At 30.8% G+C, this 16,797-nt stretch carries 23 protein-coding genes; 4 read left to right on the top strand and 19 right to left on the bottom strand.

The genetic code is table 11. The features are described 5' to 3' along the window. Positions 1-153 precede the first annotated feature (153 nt). From B5G32_RS04575 to B5G32_RS04495, 17 genes are all read right to left on the bottom strand, one after another. Entirely contained in the window at positions 154-528 is a 375-nt protein-coding gene (locus B5G32_RS04575; protein ID WP_158093969.1) for an HU family DNA-binding protein, read from the bottom strand. Continuing rightward, a complete protein-coding gene (locus tag B5G32_RS04570) occupies positions 528-1,544 on the bottom strand; it encodes a threonine aldolase family protein (protein ID WP_087935969.1) in 1,017 nt (338 codons plus the stop codon). The genes B5G32_RS04575 and B5G32_RS04570 overlap by 1 nt, the downstream gene beginning before the upstream one ends. Positions 1,545-1,552: 8 nt before the next feature. Then, positions 1,553-2,377 carry a MurR/RpiR family transcriptional regulator gene (locus tag B5G32_RS04565; protein WP_087935968.1) on the bottom strand — a complete coding sequence of 275 codons (825 nt, stop codon included), beginning with the start codon at positions 2,375-2,377 and terminating at the stop codon, positions 1,553-1,555. After that, a complete protein-coding gene (locus B5G32_RS04560) occupies positions 2,364-2,933 on the bottom strand; it encodes a Fe-S-containing hydro-lyase (protein WP_087935967.1) in 570 nt (189 codons plus the stop codon). Before B5G32_RS04560 ends, B5G32_RS04565 begins: the two co-directional genes overlap by 14 nt. Next, a complete protein-coding gene (locus tag B5G32_RS04555; protein WP_087935966.1) occupies positions 2,930-3,772 on the bottom strand; it encodes a fumarate hydratase in 843 nt (280 codons plus the stop codon). The genes B5G32_RS04560 and B5G32_RS04555 overlap by 4 nt, the downstream gene beginning before the upstream one ends. Before the next feature lie 65 nt (positions 3,773-3,837). Then, positions 3,838-4,662 carry a MurR/RpiR family transcriptional regulator gene (locus B5G32_RS04550; protein ID WP_087297092.1) on the bottom strand — a complete coding sequence of 275 codons (825 nt, stop codon included), beginning with the start codon at positions 4,660-4,662 and terminating at the stop codon, positions 3,838-3,840. Beyond that, entirely contained in the window at positions 4,659-5,051 is a 393-nt protein-coding gene (locus B5G32_RS04545) for a putative periplasmic lipoprotein (RefSeq protein ID WP_087935965.1), read from the bottom strand. Before B5G32_RS04545 ends, B5G32_RS04550 begins: the two co-directional genes overlap by 4 nt. 259 nt (positions 5,052-5,310) lie before the next feature. After that, positions 5,311-6,300 (bottom strand): dipeptidase, encoded by a 990-nt coding sequence (locus B5G32_RS04540; RefSeq protein WP_087243032.1) that lies wholly within the window; start codon positions 6,298-6,300, stop codon positions 5,311-5,313. Between the two features lie 12 nt (positions 6,301-6,312). After that, positions 6,313-6,555 (bottom strand): hypothetical protein, encoded by a 243-nt coding sequence (locus B5G32_RS04535; RefSeq protein ID WP_087243034.1) that lies wholly within the window; start codon positions 6,553-6,555, stop codon positions 6,313-6,315. Beyond that, the gene (locus B5G32_RS04530) at positions 6,555-7,337 is read right to left on the bottom strand and encodes an HAD family hydrolase (protein ID WP_087935964.1); all 783 of its coding nucleotides are present in this window, start codon (positions 7,335-7,337) and stop codon (positions 6,555-6,557) included. Before B5G32_RS04530 ends, B5G32_RS04535 begins: the two co-directional genes overlap by 1 nt. Positions 7,338-7,401: 64 nt before the next feature. Next, positions 7,402-7,932 (bottom strand): anaerobic ribonucleoside-triphosphate reductase activating protein, encoded by a 531-nt coding sequence (nrdG, locus tag B5G32_RS04525; protein ID WP_204209628.1) that lies wholly within the window; start codon positions 7,930-7,932, stop codon positions 7,402-7,404. Further along, positions 7,913-10,216 (bottom strand): anaerobic ribonucleoside triphosphate reductase, encoded by a 2,304-nt coding sequence (locus tag B5G32_RS04520; RefSeq protein WP_087935963.1) that lies wholly within the window; start codon positions 10,214-10,216, stop codon positions 7,913-7,915. The genes nrdG and B5G32_RS04520 overlap by 20 nt, the downstream gene beginning before the upstream one ends. A gap of 109 nt (positions 10,217-10,325) precedes the next feature. Further along, complete coding sequence (locus B5G32_RS04515) at positions 10,326-10,601, bottom strand: HPr family phosphocarrier protein (protein ID WP_087297088.1); 276 nt, start codon at positions 10,599-10,601, stop codon at positions 10,326-10,328. Between the two features lie 75 nt (positions 10,602-10,676). After that, on the bottom strand, positions 10,677-11,288 hold the full coding sequence (locus B5G32_RS04510) for a tyrosine-protein phosphatase (protein ID WP_087935962.1): 612 nt from the start codon (positions 11,286-11,288) through the stop codon (positions 10,677-10,679). Positions 11,289-11,324: 36 nt separating this feature from the next. Next, complete coding sequence (locus tag B5G32_RS04505; protein WP_087935961.1) at positions 11,325-11,759, bottom strand: GNAT family N-acetyltransferase; 435 nt, start codon at positions 11,757-11,759, stop codon at positions 11,325-11,327. 20 nt (positions 11,760-11,779) lie between these two features. Beyond that, on the bottom strand, positions 11,780-12,475 hold the full coding sequence (locus B5G32_RS04500; protein ID WP_239386190.1) for a GyrI-like domain-containing protein: 696 nt from the start codon (positions 12,473-12,475) through the stop codon (positions 11,780-11,782). 28 nt (positions 12,476-12,503) lie between these two features. After that, positions 12,504-13,382, bottom strand: coding sequence for an SPL family radical SAM protein (locus tag B5G32_RS04495; RefSeq protein ID WP_087935960.1), 879 nt, complete (start codon positions 13,380-13,382; stop codon positions 12,504-12,506). 400 nt (positions 13,383-13,782) lie between these two features. Between B5G32_RS04495 and B5G32_RS04490 the strand changes: the two genes are divergently transcribed. Together B5G32_RS04490 and B5G32_RS04485 are read left to right on the top strand one after the other, a co-directional pair. Then, the gene (locus B5G32_RS04490) at positions 13,783-13,929 is read left to right on the top strand and encodes a helix-turn-helix domain-containing protein (protein WP_087935959.1); all 147 of its coding nucleotides are present in this window, start codon (positions 13,783-13,785) and stop codon (positions 13,927-13,929) included. After that, positions 13,926-14,324, top strand: a complete 399-nt coding sequence (locus B5G32_RS04485) for a hypothetical protein (RefSeq protein ID WP_087304108.1) — start codon at positions 13,926-13,928, stop codon at positions 14,322-14,324. The genes B5G32_RS04490 and B5G32_RS04485 overlap by 4 nt, the downstream gene beginning before the upstream one ends. A 308-nt stretch (positions 14,325-14,632) precedes the next feature. On the opposite strand, the gene B5G32_RS04480 is transcribed toward B5G32_RS04485, so the two are convergent. Next, positions 14,633-15,010, bottom strand: coding sequence for a DUF3795 domain-containing protein (locus tag B5G32_RS04480; protein WP_087935971.1), 378 nt, complete (start codon positions 15,008-15,010; stop codon positions 14,633-14,635). Positions 15,011-15,170: 160 nt separating this feature from the next. Here B5G32_RS04480 and B5G32_RS04475 point away from each other — a divergent pair, with 160 nt between their 5' ends. Beyond that, positions 15,171-15,425: a MerR family transcriptional regulator gene (locus B5G32_RS04475; RefSeq protein ID WP_087935958.1), complete on the top strand. Its 255-nt coding sequence runs from the start codon at positions 15,171-15,173 to the stop codon at positions 15,423-15,425. A gap of 67 nt (positions 15,426-15,492) precedes the next feature. Beyond that, positions 15,493-16,029, top strand: coding sequence for a hypothetical protein (locus B5G32_RS04470; protein WP_204209624.1), 537 nt, complete (start codon positions 15,493-15,495; stop codon positions 16,027-16,029). Positions 16,030-16,167: 138 nt separating this feature from the next. Here B5G32_RS04470 and B5G32_RS04465 read toward each other — a convergent pair whose 3' ends face one another. Then, a complete protein-coding gene (locus tag B5G32_RS04465) occupies positions 16,168-16,677 on the bottom strand; it encodes a pyridoxamine 5'-phosphate oxidase family protein (protein WP_087297083.1) in 510 nt (169 codons plus the stop codon). Positions 16,678-16,797: the final 120 nt, after the last annotated feature.

Here is a 16,797-nt window from a genome sequence, read left to right as displayed (position 1 = left end):
CAACAGGGGCTTTATGCGCTTTTTTTGCATAATAATAAAGAGTACATATAGTCATACCACAAGAATAACAGAAATAAAAAAAGAGTCACCTAGTCTAATATACTAAGTTGACTCCATTGCCTGCAGATCAAAATCTGTAGGTTTTTTCATACTTTATTTTTCATTAACAACATTCTTTAAAGCTGAACTTGCTTTAAATGCAGGAACTTTACTAGCAGCGATTTCCATTGTTTCACCAGTTCTTGGGTTACGTCCCATTCTAGCTTCTCTTGTACGAACTTCAAAAGTTCCAAAACCTTTTAAAGAAATCTTATCTCCTGCTTTTAATACATCAGTTAAAGTTTCTAAAAAAGCATTAATTGCAGCTTCAGATTCTTTTTTTGTTAAACCTGATGCTAAAGAAACTTTTTCTAATAATTCATTTTTATTCATACTATAATCTCCATTTCTATGTATATTAGGGTATTCCCTAGAGCTTATTATAATACAAGTCTCATGTCTTGTACAGTGCAATCGTCTATCTTCCATCAAAGATTTTCAATAAGCGAAACAAACGATAATACAGCTTCTTGAGAAGTTGCCCATGAAGTGACAATGCGTACACGCTCACCACCAGGAATAGCTCCCATATGCGTCACCATAAACTCTTTTTCAATAGCCTCTAAAGCATTTTGTGGTAAATCCACAAAAATCTGATTAGTGGTAGAAGGCTCATAAAGTGGAATTCCTTTTTTAATCAATGCCTGACGTATCATATCAGCCATTCGATTTTCATGAAGACCAATATCTTCATATAAATGATCTTTAAACAATTCATAAAATTGAATGCCCAGCAATCGTCCTTTTGCTAACATAGCACCTTTATTTTTCATATGATAACGAAATTGAGGTTTTAAATCATCATGAATAATAACGAGAGCTTCCCCAAACAAAGCACCCATTTTTGTTCCACCGATATAAAAGGCATCAACATATTGTGCAATTTCTTCAAGCGTTGGAGCATCTGGTAAAACCAAAGCACTTCCAAGTCTTGCTCCATCTAAGAATAGATATAAATCATATTTTCTTGTGACTTCATAAAGTGCTTTTAATTCATCACGCGTATAATAAGTTCCTAATTCTGTTGTTTGAGAAATATAAACCATACGAGGTTGAACCATATGTTCATCTGTATGTTGCTGACAAATGTCTTCAATCATTTGACATGTCACTTTACCATGGACATGTGGACGTGTTAAAATCTTATGTCCTGCTCCTTCAACAGCACCCGTTTCATGAACCTGAATATGTCCTTCATCACAGGCAATAACAGCCTGATAATGTTTCAAAGCATATGAAATCATTAACATATTTGTTTGTGTTCCACCAACAAGAAAATGAACATCAGCCTGTTCATTATGAATACGTTCTTTAATGACTTTTTGAGCCAGATGACAATATTCATCTTTACCATAACCAACAGTCTGAATCAGATTTGTCTGATTTAATGCTTCTAAAATTTGAGGATGTGCTCCTTCACTATAATCATTTAAAAAACTATACATACTTTCTCCTATTCTCGATATAACAATCCATATCGAACATATATTAAATTCAGTAAACTTAAAAAATTCATTGTTCCCTGTAATGAAGATTCACTGTATTGACTTTCAGTACCATCAATACGATAAATCCAATCTATATCATCATTTTGATATGTCTGATTCATTGTTAATAATAAAATCTTTGGATGATGTTCCTTAATTTTATCTATTAATGCCTTCATCAGCTGTTCTCTGGCACGAACAGTAATAATAATAACCAGACTATCTTTATCTATAATATCCAATCTTTGAATTTCATCACCACGTTCAACAAACGCATAAACAAATTTACGATGTTTTAGCATCTTCATTTGAAAATCATTAGATATAATCTTGTTAAACTGATAACCCAACATATGTACTTTTTTAGCCTGGTATATCATTTCACAAATACGATCAATATCTTTCATATCAATAGATTTTTCAACAAGTGCCAAAGAATCCATTGCTTCATGATACATTTTCTTTTTTAAATAATCAGAATCTTCCGAAACTTTTTGAGCATCCTGAGTTGATAAATGAATTTCATTGCGTGCAATTTCTAAAGCTATAGCAATTTCGTTTTTAAAATTCACAAAGCTTTTACAATTCATATCTTTACAAAAACGTGAGATCGTTGCTGGAGAGGTATAACAAAGGTCTGCCAAATCATTAATACTGATACTTGGAATCTGATCTATATGAGTTAAAATGGTATGAGCAATCGCATAATACATGTCTTGAGGTGAAGAAACATTCACATAAGACATCAGAGTATATAAAATATCAACTTCATTATAATCATGAATTGTCATGGTTATGCTCCTTTAAATACTGACTTCTACCCATTTCATATAAATCATGTCCATAGCAGTCAATCACAACAGTTAAAGGTAAATCTTTGACTACTAAACGACGAATAGCTTCAGGCCCTAAATCCTCAAAAGCAATGACTTCACAAGATTGAATACATTGTCCAATATAAGCGCCTGCTCCTCCAATTGCTCCAAAATAAATACTCTGATAGTCCATTATAGCTTGTTTGACATGATCTTGACGGTAACCTTTGCCAATCATTCCACGCAAACCTAGCTGCATAAGTGCTTTCGCATAAGCATCCATGCGTCCAGATGTTGTCGGTCCCCCACTGCCAAAAACATGTCCTGGTTTTGCTGGAGTAGGTCCAACATAATATATAATTTGATCTTTAACATCAAAGGGTAATTCCTCTCCCTTTTCTATTAAAGCCAACAAGCGTTTATGTGCCGCATCTCTGGCAGTATAAATAACACCTGATAATAAAACCTGATCGCCAGCTTGCAAGGCAAGAGCCTGTGATTGCGTCAAAGGTGTTGTCATATGTTTGATCATAAAATAACCTCCTTATGTCTGGCAACATGACAGCAGATAGAAACAGCAACTGGCATTCCTGCAATATGCGTTGGATATGTCTCAATATTCAATGATAAAGCTGTTGTTTTCCCTCCATAGCCAGATGGTCCAATACCTAACTGATTAATTTTTTCTAATAATTCTTCTTCTAATTGTTGATATCGTAAATCACTATGATGTGTTCCTATATCTCTGAGCATCGCTTTTTTCGCAAGATATGTGACATAATCAAAAGAACCCCCAATACCAACTCCAATCACCATAGGAGGACAAGCATTAGGTCCTGCTTCTTCAACAACTTTTAAAACAAAATCTTTAATTCCTTCTACCCCATCACTTGGTTTGAGCATTTTGACCTGACTCATATTTTCACTACCAAAACCTTTTGGAGCAACAATGATTTTCAATTTGTCACCTTCCACAATTTCATAATGAATCAAGGCAGGTGTGTTATCTTTTGTATTGATTCGATCAAAAACAGGATCATCAACAACACTTTTTCTTAAATATCCTTCCTGATATCCCTGTCGAACACCTTCCTGTAAAGCATCCTGTAAAGATCCCTGCACATGAACATCTTGTCCTATTTCAACAAATAAACAAACCATTCCTGTATCTTGACAGATAGGAACTGACAATGATTGAGCCATTTTTGCATTTTCTTTTAAAATAGATAATGTCTGTTTAGCCAATTGACCATCTTCTATTTGACTTGCCTGATCAATCGCATTTCGAACATCTTGAGGCAATTGATAATTAGCCTCTATGCATAATGTTTTGACTGCCTGTATAATATCTTCCTGTTTTATTTCCCTCATGTTTTCACCTTCTTTTATTATGTTTATTATATATAATTTTCTATCCTATCACAAGAAAAAAAGAATTAAAGAAGATGCCCCTTTAATTCTTGAAGTGAAGGATAATATAAACAATAATATCTCAGTGACATAAGTTCTACTGCAGTTAACAAACTATGTTTACCTGTTTTTCTGTTTTTAGATTGACCTAATACTAACTTATGATGAACTGGTATTTTTAAATCCAACTGTGGATGACAAGTCATCAAAACAACCTGACATCCTGATTTTTTTATATACTGTAAAATCTTTGCATTACTGTTTGCGAAATATCCATTAACAGTCATAATAATTGCTACACTGTTTTGATTTAATTGTTTTGCACATTCTAACTGTCGTGAAGAATCCATATATGCCATTGTAAACTTTTCTAACATCAGTAAATCTGTTTGTAAGTGTAAAGCTGCACTTTGTGAAAATTGTGTACCAAAAAAAGCAACTGATTCACTATCATGAATTAATTTTAAGATTGCATCAACTTCATTCCAATCTAAAAGCTTTGGTAAGTCAGAAATGTATTGAATGACTTGTTGGATATATTGTTGCGTTGCCTGTAAAGGAGAATCCTTCATTGTTTCGAGTGAAATATTAATAAGATTATTGAATTTTTTATCATGTGAATGGAATGTATAACATTCCTGTTTAAGATGCGCAAAATTTTCATAGCCTAAAGCACGACAAAAACGTGAAATCGTTGCTGGTGAAACAAAACATTCTGCGGCCAACTCACTAATACGCATATTCGCAATACGATAAAAATTATTAGCCATGAACCAGGCAATATTATAATTGGTATCATTTTCTTGAGCTGTATCTAAAAAGATAATCAGTCTATAAAACAAATTCTTCACGATAAATCCTCCTGTAATACATAATGTCCAGACAAATCAGCACTCAAATAATTTTCTTCATCAGTTGTTTTCACAATAACATAATCCTTGCCAAAAGTAAATGTCAATTGGCAGTCTTTTTGATGAGATAGTATACATGTTGCCTGTTGATGAGAATCATCCTGATAAGTAGCAAAATCCCCGATTCCAGATTGATTGAGTTCAAATTCAAAAGTAAAACCCTTTTGCTTTTCATCGTTTTCATAAATATATAAAAGATAATCATGATATTGATAAACTTTTCTATCAAGTGGTTTTTCATGAGATTGAAATGATAGAGGTTGTGAGGAATGAACTTGACAACCTACCAACAAAAACACACATATCAAAAACATTACACACTTTTTCATAAAGAGCTAACCTCCATATTTCGACTTTATATGATTATATCACAAAATGATTTATGAAATATAGTCCCATTTATGTAACATCAAAAACAATCACATATTTTTTGACAATTGCATGAAATTTTATACAAAATAATGTGTTAGATTATATGTGTAGTCAAAAATAATTTGTTTTCCCTTCAAATTTGACTACTTCATGATATCCTTTCCCAAACTGATATCAAAAAAGCAGATGAGCACTCCCACCTATCTGCTTTTTTATTTACTGAAGAATATCTTGATAAACTCTCAAAACATTTTTAAAGAATATTTTTTCAATCTCCAACGATGATAATCCCGCTTCTTTTAATGCCTGTTCTAACTTTGGAAGATAAGAGGCATCTTTTAATTCTAAATATGGTGGAATACCATCAAAATCACTTCCTAAACCAATACAGTCAATACCAGCTAAATTTTTAATATATAAAATGTGTTTGACAATATCATCTATTTTTGATAAACACTTTTCTTCATCATTTTCTGTTAAAAAGTCAGCAGCATAATTCATCCCCATGACTCCACCACGACTTGCGAGTTTTAAAATCATCTCATCAGTTAAATTACGCGCATGTGGACAAACACTTCTCGCATTGGAATGTGAAGCGACAAACGGTTTAGTAGTCAAACGATAAACATCTTCAAATCCAGCGTCTGAAAGATGTGAAACATCAATAATGATTCCTAAACGTTCACATTCTTGAACATATGCCTTGCCAAATTCAGTTAAACCATTTTTTGTATCACAGGCATGATAGCCATGATTGTCATCATCTCTTGAAAAATTAGGATAACCTATACCATTAGAAAAATTCCATGTGAGCGTAATCATGCGCACACCTAAATCATAATAATGTTGTAAATAGTGAAGATCATTTTGTACAACAGCACCCTCTTCAAGCGTTAACATAGCACTCATACGATGCTGATTCATATTATTGATAATATCCTGATAATTTTTAATGACGCCTATCATATCTGAATACTGATTCATTTCATGATAAAAAGTGTCTATCAGATCATGCGCATATTGAAAAGGATTATCAGTTTTATGCAAAGGTGTAAACATGGCAAAGTTTTGTAAAAGGTAATCACCTTGTTGCATTTTTTCTAAACTTATATTCAGGTTATTCTGTTTTAATGATATATCTTGATTTGATTGTCTTTGTAAATATATCTCAGAAATTGTATCACAATGCATATCAACAACTTTCATTTCCAATCCCTCCTATGAAAAATAAATTTCTGTTGTCTGATATAATTTTGTGAGTGATTGTGTTTCTTTAAGCCAGTCTATTGCTTCATTTATTTCTTCTGGCGTTAATTCTACAATTCCATAAGTCGCCAGCTGACAAATATCATAGAGACTTTGCCATAAATCATCAAAATCATGTGTTTGTTCATCAGCCTGCTCACTTTCTAAATATGCGCTCATTTGATGCGCTTTTTTTGTTGCTTCTTCTTTTGTCATTATAACTCTCCTTCTTGAATCAATCCCAGTTGAAGACATGCATAATATATACCATCTTCATCAATAGGTTTTGTAATAAAAGTAGCGATAGATTTTAATTTTTCATTCCCTTGCCCCATTGCTACACTTTGAGAGGCATGTTTAAACATATCGACATCGTTTAAAGAATCTCCAAAAGCAATATATTCCTGAAGTCCTAATAAATGCATCAGTTTTTGAATTCCTGTTGCTTTTGATAATCCAGCAATTGTAATATCAGCATATGTAGATTCTCCAGGCAAAACATGAACTTCAGATACTTTTTGAAAAGGTGCATAATCATAGCCAAGTGGTCCATATACAATCATCGCATCGACTTCTTGACCACAATATGTTCCTACTGGAGGAATCTGATTTTGAAAATATCTTTGTGTCTGCAAAACATATTCATCAGGTTCCTTAGAAATAATACGTTGCTTAGATTTTAATGTCACAGCATAATTATATTGTTTCGCTATAGATAAAACTTCCTGTACGGCCTGAGGATCCATGGATGCGTGAAAAATTTCTTTTTTATAGGCATCTAAAACAACCTGACCATTATTACAAACAAATCCATCCCATTCAAACATATCCATAAGTCCTGTTCGTGTTAATGAATCAATTCCTCGCCCTGAGGAAATAATCATATGATATCCATTTTTCTTTAATAGGCGTAACGCCTTTTGTGTTGATAACGACACTTGATGATGAACATTATCTCTTAATGTACCATCAACATCAAAACATAATAATGGCTTCATACTTGTCCTCCTTGTCTTTTTTATTATACAGTAAAATAACTTTTATAAAAAGAAGAGAATTTATTCAATCAATAAATTCTCCATATTCACTCACCTTTTGTTCATAAACACGTCCTTGTTGGAGGCTTTTATGAATGTCTATGATTCTTTGATTAGATGAACCTTTATAAATCAATTCTAAACTACGTAGTGATAATACAAAACGTCCATCTACCAATGTATCGCATAATGATAATAAATCAATGGCATCCTGTCCAAGTTTAAGAATGTCTTCATAGACATATCCACTATAAATCATAATATGTAAAGAAGTTTGAGCTTTGATTTGAGAAACCAATATTTTCAAAGGCTTCACTTGTAAAAATGGTTCACCTCCAGAAAGGGTTATACCATCTAAAAGTGGATTACTTAAAATATCAGCAACAATTGTTTCAATATCTTCTTCATATCCACCATTTATATCCCAGCTTTGAGGATTATGACAGCCAGGACAATGATGTAAGCACCCTTGTGTAAATAGAGTATAACGTAAACCAGGCCCATCTACAATTGAATCATGAACAACACCATATAGTCTAATCTTTGTTGATTCCATGTTTAACACGATCTTTTTCTTCTGCTCTTTTGGCATCATTGAAACGATCAAGCGTTCCTACAAGATAACCTGTGATACGTCTAATTCTTTCAAATTCTTCATGAGGTGCTTCTTTACGACCACATTGAGGACAAACATCATTAATAATGCCATTATATCCACAAACAGGATCACGATCAACAGGATGATTAATAGCCCCATATCCCATATTGGCATCATGCATAGCTCTTACAATTTTTTCAAAAGCTGGTAAATTCTTTGTTGGATCACCATCCATTTCAATATAACTAATATGTCCTCCATTTGTGAGTTCATGATAAGGTCCTTCAATTCTTATTTTATCAAAAGCACTGATTGGATAATAAACTGGAACATGAAAACTATTCGTATAGTATTCTCGATCTGTGACTCCTTCAATCTTTCCATATAATTGTCTATCTAGTTTTACAAAACGTCCTGATAATCCTTCTGCAGGTGTGGCAATTAAAGAAAAGTTTAAATGATATTTCTGACAGGCTTCATCAACACGACGACGCATATGTGCTACAATTTGTAATCCCAAAATTTGTGCCTTTTCACTTTCACCATGGTGATAACCAATCAAAGATTTTAATGTTTCGGCTAAACCAATAAATCCAATCGTTAAAGTCCCATGTTTTAATACTTCTCTGACTTCATCTGTTGATTTTAATTTTTCTGAATCAAGCCAAACACCCTGTCCCATTAAAAATGGATAATTCATCACACGTCTTTTACACTGAATTTCAAATCTTTCTAATAATTGATCTATACATAAATCTATTAATTGATCCAGCTTAATAAAGAATTCATCAATATCACCTTTTGATTTAATAGCTAAACGAGGTAAATTAATAGAAGTAAAACTTAAATTCCCACGTCTTGGAGAAATCTCACGAGTTGGATCATAAATATTACCCATAACTCTAGTACGACATCCCATATATGCAATTTCTGTTTCTGGTGTTCCTTTATAATATTGTTTATTAAACGTTGCATCAACAAACGAAAAATTAGGAAATAAACGCTTTGCTGAAACACGACATGCTAATTGGAATAAATCGTAGTTAGGTTCACCTTTTTGATAATTAATACCTTCCTTAACTCTAAATATCTGAATTGGAAAAATAGGTGTTTCTCCACCACCCAAGCCAGCCTCCGTTGCAAGAAGGACATTACGAATAGCCATTCTTCCTTCAACTGATGTGTCCATGCCATAATTCAATGAACTAAATGGTACTTGTGCTCCTGCACGAGAATTCATCGTATTTAAATTATGAATTAATGCTTCCATAGCCTGATATGTTTCTTTATCAGTATCCTGATATGCTCTTTCACTTGCAAATTTTTGAATACGCTCAATAATTTGTGGAGATATATGATTATGCATCAATACACCTTTTTCTTCTATAGCATAATTTTGACAACTTAAAGAAGGCTGATGATCTAATGATTTCAACTGTGCCATAACATCTGCAACATTGACATCAGTTAATAATGTTAATGCTTCTTCAATAGCTTTCAAATACCACTTACGATATGATTTTTTAATTCCTTCAGCCATTCCGTAATCAAAATTCACAATAGCCTGTCCGCCATGCTGATCATTTTGATTAGATTGAATCGCAATGCAAGTTAAAGCAGAATATGTCGTAATACTATTAGGTTCACGCAAAACTCCATGACCAGTTGAAAAACCACCTTTAAACAAATCAATAATATCTATTTGGGTGCAGGTTGTTGTCAATGTCAAAAAATCCATATCATGAATATGTATATCGCCAGAACGATGTGCTGCACTATGTAAAGGATTTAAAACAAACATCTCATTAAACTGTTTGGCTGCTTCAGCCCCATATTTTAACATTGTTCCCATTGGTGCATCAGCATTCACATTCGCATTTTCTCGTTTTAAATCACTATCCTTAGCATCCTGAAAAGTAATTTCTTCCAATGTTTTCATTAAACGTGATTTTCGATCTCTAGAGCGTGTACGTTCAGCACGATACAAAATATAAGCTTTTGCAATACGTACATACCCTTTTTCTATTAATGTTTCCTCTACAGTATCCTGTACCAGCTCTACTGTTGGCAATTCTGTATGACGATCCTCTAATTTCTGCTCTACAATATGTGCCAAATGAATAGCTGCATCTAGACCATATTTCGCTTCTGTTGCCTGAAACGCCTTATAAATAGCTCCTGCAATTTTATTGACATCAAAGACATCCATACGTCCATCTCTTTTTCTAATGTATTGAATCATGAATCAAACCCCCTTTTGTTTAGTATCTCACATCTATTCGTTTTTCTCAAATCTTTTGAATGATTCCCCTTACAAAAAAAAGGTATTCATCACTGAATACCCTATATAACTATTCAATTGTTGAAATTCCTAATTCATTAATTTTATCTTTAATTATTTCAATTGCCTTTTTTTCATCTTCACCGTCAGTAACAATTTCAACTTGTGCTTTCGTTGGAATTCCTAAAGATAAAACTCCCATCATACTTTTTAAATTGACACTTTTATTACCATAATTTAATGTTACATGGCAATAAAACTGTTTCACAGTATTAACCAATTCAGTTGTAGGTGTTGCATATAAACCAACTGGATCTGTAACAGTAAATTTTAAATTTTGAGCCATATCAAATTCCTCCTTTACTCATACTATTATTATAACATAAAGATATTGGAGATTCGAAAAAATATGACTCTTCAATTAAAAATTATTTTCCATTTTTTTAATCATCTGTAAATCATATTGCTGTTCAAATTCTTCTAAAAATCGTTCTATATATTCACGTCGTGGTGTAATCACATTCATATCTATATGAGGATGATTTTGAACATACATTTCTAATCTTTTTTGTAAATTATCTTTGGATATCAAATAATCCTCAACAATACTTTCATGATCCATTCCAAAATAAAGCATTAAAATGGCTGACACAATTCCTGTGCGATCCTTACCAGCATTGCAAAAATAAAGGACATGCGTAGAAGCATGAAGCATCATGTATATGATTTTCCACATGTTTTCATCTACCATATGAATATATGATAAACTGACTTCTTCAGGAGTACGTGGAATATGATTGCCACCCGTCACTGGTGTATGATGATAAATAAAACGTGTATCGTTTTCAAATAAACTTGGTTGCTTGAAACGTTCATTTTCACTGCGCAAATCAAAGATAGTACGTACATTATGATGAATGAGCCATTGTATTTCATCTTCAGTTAACTTTATAGGTACATCACTTCTTATAAAACGTGTATCATTTTTAAATAATAACCTTGTATTACAAGTATTTTCAAATAGCGAACTCATCTATACACCTCCATAACACAAAAAAATTATTATATGTTAAAAATATTTTTTAAAATTGATCTGTTCTTTCTCGTGAATATAACCATTCTTACGATAAAATTCATGAGCACCTTTTCTCATTCCACCAGAAACCAATCTAATACCTATAGCATTATCCTCATGTGCCCATTTTTCTACCTCTGCCAAAAGTAAAGAACCTATACCATGACGTTTATGTAACGATGATACAGCAATTCCCATTATATTTTTCATGTGTCCAAAATAAAGCGTATCATAGTTATTAGCATGAACATATCCAATAACCTTTCCACTTTCTTCTGCAACAAAAATGCGATCACATGACGACTGACATAAAGCCATTATTTTCTTAGCTGTAAGTTCTATAGGATAGTCATAACCCATTTCTTCTTTATTTAATTGATAAATATCTTCAACATCATCAATTTGACACTGTCTTATATAACAACTCATATCACTTTTCCCCTTATCTATTATCTTTTCTTGATAGGATGTCTAATCATTGTTTTTAATTTTTCAACCTTTGCTTTTCTAGGATCACTTAAATAAATTTCATGATGAAATCTATGATCATGAATATCCAGCTCATAACCCATACTTTCCATATATTCATGCATCAGTGATACAGTTTGAGGTTCATTATCATAGCTGCCAATATGCATACACTGCACACACAACCCTTCATCATAGGTTAAAAATTCCACCCTTGAAAAATCTTGTTTCTTTTTTTGCGTTGCTGTATGAATAGCCCAATCAAAATCTTCCTTTTTGACAAAATCTGGTAATCGAATCAAAGAGATAAATTGCAGATCATCTTTTCTTTGATAATCCATTTCTTTGACTCCTTCCTGCCACCAGAAACCTTCCAATGGTGGAACAACATATTGAAAAAAGCCATCTATCTGATACGAACTTTTATAACTCATTTTAATTGCATAAGCTATATTATATAAAAGACTAATGGTTTGTTGATAATCTCCATTTTTATCATTAGGATTTCCTTTCCCTTTGACTGCCAGATAATTCATTGGAGGTATTGTTATAATATTGGGTTTCTTTTTAGGCATATAAAATTCCTTATATTCTTTTTTATAATCAAAAGTCATCATTTCACTTCCTTTACTTACAAATCCTATTTTACCATGAATATTTTTTATAGAAAATAACATAAATATTTCTTCATTCTTACATCTTTTATCAGTCTATATCAAATAAGCTCAATTGAACATTTTTCGTTTTATCTTCAAATTTCTTTAAATACTCAAATATCTGTTTATTATCATGTATAATGCCATGTTCCTCACACATCTGATGAAAAATCTCCATTAACTGATGATTCTTTAAACTATAAAGTTGATATTGATTTCCATAAGTTCGTATATATTTTTCTTTCATATGAGGAAACAAATGATCTAACTGATTGTAAAAATATTCTCTATTACCTTCACGAAGTGTTAACCCCATCCCAAAGCAGATAACACCATAAACCTTGGCTTCAATACAATCATTTAAAATACTTATAATATTTTCTTTCGTATCATTAATAAATGGAAGAATTGGGCAAAGCCAGACAACCGTTGGAATATCTGCATCACGAAGTTGCTTTAAGACTTCCACTCTTTCACGAGTTGTACTGACGTTTGGTTCAATCATTTGACATAAATCTTCATCATAAGTTGTTAATGTCATTTGTACAACACATTTTGTTTTATCATTAATCGCTTTTAATAAATCTAAATCTCTTAATACACGATTAGATTTTGTGATGAAAGTAAAACCAAAACCATACTTATACGCTAATGATAATGCCTTTCGCATATAACCTATTTCATTTTCAAGAGGAATATAGGGATCTGTCATAGAACCTGTACTCAACATACACTTTGATCGTTTTCTTTTTAGAGTCTGTTCCAGCAATTCAATAGCATTTTCTTTAATTTCAATATCCTCAAAATCATGTTCCATATGATAACAATGACTTCTTGAGTCACAATATATACAGCCATGAGTACATCCTCGATATAAGTTCATTCCATTTGACGAAGATAAAATCCCTTTTACTTTTTTATAATGCATAAATATTTTCCTTTCATATATTGTTTTTGAAAATTCATCACATTTTTTAACATTATCCTTGATGTCAAATATTTATCTAAAAAATATAGTTTTTTCATAATGAATCTATTGAAATTATATCAAATAACCAGTCATAACGTATATTTATATTTTGACATTTATGAAATCTTAGTTTTTTAAAGAATAATAATCAATGATTCAATCATCTGTAGAAACATTTGTATAATAATAAACATCTAAAACTTAGATATATTTATTTTTTCATTAACTATCGCACTAAACCGAGAGAATTAAGCTGATTATTTCACTCATAAGAACTTAAATTCCACTCATTCTACTTTCCGTTTCTATACTTACACTTTGAAATGTTTTATAATTCAGTTAGGAGGAGGTTTTAGATATGGATATAAAAAAAGTAGAAAAATTTATTGCATCTTGTAGAAAAGAAAAAAACATGACTCAAAAAGAATTGGCTGAATTAATTGGTGTTACAGATAAATCAATATCCAAATGGGAAAGAGCATCAATTTACCAGATAGCTCATTGATTATTCCTTTATGCCAATGCTTAGATATAGAAATACAAGAATTATTGTTGGGAGAATATTGTGAGAAAAAAGATTTATTGAATGAATCTAATGAATTAATTATTGATTTAATGAAAGATAAAATCACTGATCAGGAAGCTTTTATGACATATAAATTTATTCTCTTTTTTATCGTGATTCTACCATTGTTCTTCATTGTTATAGTTAGTCTATTCCCATATTTAGAAGGATTTATATCTTTTGGTGTTATTTGGGCACCATTTACTCTTATCTTTGGTTTGATTAAAATGATTGAAGGAATTATAAAACATAAAAGTTATTTTGGATACTTTGTTATAACATCAATGAGTTTATTTACAATTATCATCTACTTCCAAACACTTGCACTGCTTTAAAAATTCTATTTCATGAAAATATAGATAATAATAAACCCATATATATCCAATAACTAAAAAATCAAATGAATGAGCCAAAAAATATTTGGCATATGATTTTATACAAATATTCAAGAAATTAAATCTCAATGACAGCATAAAATCATTCTTATGGATTACTGAATTTCAATACAGACCATAAAAGTAATAGTCATTTTCAAATGATAACCACGTTTAAAAGTATGGAAGCTCTCTTATTGTTATACTATTTTTAAGGTTCCATTTTATGAATACGTGGTTTTTATATACCCATTTTTTTATTATGTTAGCTATTTTCTACCATTTTTTATAAATTCTATTATTTCATTTTCTGTGTCAAATTGATCATAATCTCCTATATGCTTATTTTGATAATGATATACAATTCCCTTTTTACAATTTTCTTCCAAATGCTTTTTTAAATCTTCTTCTCCATATCTTTGAATATATTGACAAAATGTTCTTATCCTTAGTTTATGTAAAATACTATCTTCACACGGAAAATCTGGACATTCAAAACAATACTTATAATTTTTAGATGTACAGCATTGATAGTTTTTACAAGCTTCCTTTTCAGGACAGCCTCCCTTTTTGCAGCCAATACAATGTGGATTATCCTGACAATAATCACAAGCTAATCCACAATAGCCAAATCCTTTAGAACTCATAAGAATCACTTCCATTTCATTTATAAAAATATCATAACACATTTTTAAATATCTTGTTCATTGTCACACAAATGAAAAGAGTATTAATTTTTATAGAAAAAAATCTTGACAGTATTGCTAGCATATAGTTTTAAGTAAAATTGGAAAGGAAGAAAAAACTATGACAACACATGAAGTCGAAGAAATGTTAGGTATTACAAAACAATCATTAATCTATTATGAAAAAGAAAGTCTTATTCATCCAAAAAGAAATGAAAATAATTATAGAAATTACATGCAAAAAGATATTAATATTTTAAAAACAATTTTATTATTACGTTCTATGGAAGTATCCATAGATGATATTAAACTTATTTTCAACAACAAACTCTCTATAAGAGAAGCACTAGAATCAAAAAAAAGAATTTATTTCTAACTCTAAAAAGAAGTTAGAAGACATAGACAAAAAAATAAATGATTATATTAAAAGAAGAAGAGTGAAAGTGTCATTTGATAATCAAACTCTTGATCAATGGAAAGGTTATGATACTCTCTATCTTAATGATGATCATATAAAATATAATGAAGTGATTGTCCCTTTATCTCAAATACAACAAATAAACATTTCCATGTATAGTTCTATGTCAGTAGGTCATGCAGGTGTTGGCGCATATGGAATAGGCGGAGTTTTCTTTCAGTATTTTATTGATTTAGATATTGTGACATTAAATGATACATATTCATATTCTATTTTAAATAATAAACTTGTCGTTGATATGTTTGATTATATTCTAAAAAATAACATTACAGTCTATGATCCACTTCACCTTATTGAACTTTATCATGAAAAACATGATCCTGTTGCTTTAAATAATTATATTAATAATCATTTTAAAGATTGGGCAAAAAAATATCATTTAGATAATCCTAGAGATAACTTTGCATATTACAGTGAAGTCTATCAAAATAAAGAAAAAAATGAGAAAAAAGATATCTTTGGTTTAAAGATATTAAAAAAGGCATTAAAAAAGAAATACTAAATAGAAAACAATCACCTTTATATGAGTGATTGTTTTTTTATCAAAGTCATTTTATTTATAAATAATGATTTACAACTTTGTTAAGAGACCCAAAAAATATGAGGATGTTTTTATTTTTGATTTCATATATCAAGACTTTTATTCTAACGAGATATGTCTTTTTGTCTTTTCTTCAGGATGAATATTATTTCTTCTTTTCCCTACCATATCTAAAACTTTCAATCTAAAGACTGTTGTCGCTTTCATAAGATTTGTATTAAATTGAAATTCTTCATTATGATAATGTTTCATTAATATTTTTAATGCTTCAAATTTATCCTCATCTTCTACAAATTCAATTTCTCCATGACCAATTACACTTGCATATCCCATTGTACATGACATTCTTTCATCATAAAGAATAATATTATGTTCACAATCCATTTCAAAAGTAGCCTTATTGTTTTGTTTAATCAAGTCTAATTTTTTTCCTTGATTAGCACAATGAAAATACAAATACAATTGATCATCTTCTTTATCTACACCAAAATTCAATGGGACGATATAAGGATAATCTTCATCAAATAATGCCAAACGACACACATCACACTTATTGATAATATTCATGATTTCATTAAAATCTGTTATTTCTCGATCTTTTCTTCTCATAATACTTCTCCATTTGACTTAATAACTTCTTTACAGCGATAATAAAACTCAATTTCTACATAATCTAAATAATAGTTTCTCAGGATACACTCTATGCTTTAACCATCATTACATCAGCAA

The organism is Massilimicrobiota sp. An80, from assembly GCF_002159255.1.
Taxonomy (GTDB): Bacteria; Bacillota_I; Bacilli_A; order Erysipelotrichales; family Coprobacillaceae; genus Allocoprobacillus; species Allocoprobacillus merdigallinarum.
The sequence above is the reverse complement of the archived record's forward strand: the minus strand, read 5'-3'. Positions and strand labels throughout refer to the sequence as shown.

What these genes read in the sequence shown, in the direction of transcription:
- B5G32_RS04480 (WP_087935971.1), bottom strand. Translation starts at nt 15,010, where the DNA reads ATGAGTTCTAAAGGATTTGGCTATTGTGGATTAGCTTGTGATTATTGT.
- nrdG (WP_204209628.1), bottom strand. Translation starts at nt 7,932, where the DNA reads ATGGAATCAACAAAGATTAGACTATATGGTGTTGTTCATGATTCAATT.
- B5G32_RS04520 (WP_087935963.1), bottom strand. Translation starts at nt 10,216, where the DNA reads ATGATTCAATACATTAGAAAAAGAGATGGACGTATGGATGTCTTTGAT.
- B5G32_RS04495 (WP_087935960.1), bottom strand. Translation starts at nt 13,382, where the DNA reads ATGCATTATAAAAAAGTAAAAGGGATTTTATCTTCGTCAAATGGAATG.
- B5G32_RS04530 (WP_087935964.1), bottom strand. Translation starts at nt 7,337, where the DNA reads ATGAAGCCATTATTATGTTTTGATGTTGATGGTACATTAAGAGATAAT.
- B5G32_RS04560 (WP_087935967.1), bottom strand. Translation starts at nt 2,933, where the DNA reads ATGATCAAACATATGACAACACCTTTGACGCAATCACAGGCTCTTGCC.
- B5G32_RS04575 (WP_158093969.1), bottom strand. Translation starts at nt 528, where the DNA reads ATGGAAGATAGACGATTGCACTGTACAAGACATGAGACTTGTATTATA.
- B5G32_RS04505 (WP_087935961.1), bottom strand. Translation starts at nt 11,759, where the DNA reads ATGAGTTGTTATATAAGACAGTGTCAAATTGATGATGTTGAAGATATT.
- B5G32_RS04535 (WP_087243034.1), bottom strand. Translation starts at nt 6,555, where the DNA reads ATGACAAAAGAAGAAGCAACAAAAAAAGCGCATCAAATGAGCGCATAT.
- B5G32_RS04475 (WP_087935958.1), top strand. Translation starts at nt 15,171, where the DNA reads ATGACAACACATGAAGTCGAAGAAATGTTAGGTATTACAAAACAATCA.
- B5G32_RS04540 (WP_087243032.1), bottom strand. Translation starts at nt 6,300, where the DNA reads ATGAAAGTTGTTGATATGCATTGTGATACAATTTCTGAGATATATTTA.
- B5G32_RS04490 (WP_087935959.1), top strand. Translation starts at nt 13,783, where the DNA reads ATGGATATAAAAAAAGTAGAAAAATTTATTGCATCTTGTAGAAAAGAA.
- B5G32_RS04570 (WP_087935969.1), bottom strand. Translation starts at nt 1,544, where the DNA reads ATGTATAGTTTTTTAAATGATTATAGTGAAGGAGCACATCCTCAAATT.
- B5G32_RS04510 (WP_087935962.1), bottom strand. Translation starts at nt 11,288, where the DNA reads ATGAGTTCGCTATTTGAAAATACTTGTAATACAAGGTTATTATTTAAA.
- B5G32_RS04465 (WP_087297083.1), bottom strand. Translation starts at nt 16,677, where the DNA reads ATGAGAAGAAAAGATCGAGAAATAACAGATTTTAATGAAATCATGAAT.
- B5G32_RS04500 (WP_239386190.1), bottom strand. Translation starts at nt 12,475, where the DNA reads ATGTTATTTTCTATAAAAAATATTCATGGTAAAATAGGATTTGTAAGT.
- B5G32_RS04555 (WP_087935966.1), bottom strand. Translation starts at nt 3,772, where the DNA reads ATGAGGGAAATAAAACAGGAAGATATTATACAGGCAGTCAAAACATTA.
- B5G32_RS04545 (WP_087935965.1), bottom strand. Translation starts at nt 5,051, where the DNA reads ATGAAAAAGTGTGTAATGTTTTTGATATGTGTGTTTTTGTTGGTAGGT.
- B5G32_RS04565 (WP_087935968.1), bottom strand. Translation starts at nt 2,377, where the DNA reads ATGACAATTCATGATTATAATGAAGTTGATATTTTATATACTCTGATG.
- B5G32_RS04515 (WP_087297088.1), bottom strand. Translation starts at nt 10,601, where the DNA reads ATGGCTCAAAATTTAAAATTTACTGTTACAGATCCAGTTGGTTTATAT.